This is a genomic window from Citrobacter sp. TBCS-14 (assembly GCF_005280805.1).
GTDB lineage: Bacteria > Pseudomonadota > Gammaproteobacteria > Enterobacterales > Enterobacteriaceae > Citrobacter > Citrobacter gillenii.
In genome coordinates, this window is the sequence record NZ_SZWM01001246.1 from 1 (window position 1) to 256 (window position 256).

The following is a 256-nucleotide window of genomic DNA, read 5'->3' on the forward strand; positions in this document are numbered from 1 at the left end:
AACCTTGGTCTGCGTGATGTGATGAGCCTGGCTGAAACGTTGACCCGGGCGCAGAACAGCGGGGAAGATGTCGGTGATTATGCGGTGCTGGCACGCTATCAGCATCGCCGCGAACGCGATCGCGAAACGACGATTGGCGTGACTAATAATTTGGTGTATCTGTTTGCCAATCGCTGGGCCCCGCTGGTTGTTGGACGAAATGTCGGGCTGATGGCGATGGAATTATTTACCCCTGCGCGCGATGCGCTGGCGGAGC

At 57.4% G+C, this 256-nt stretch carries 1 pseudogene; it reads left to right on the top strand.

Annotated features, from left to right (window positions below):
* A pseudogene (locus tag FDX22_RS26510) lies at positions 1-256 on the top strand (2-octaprenyl-6-methoxyphenyl hydroxylase); the annotation flags it as partial.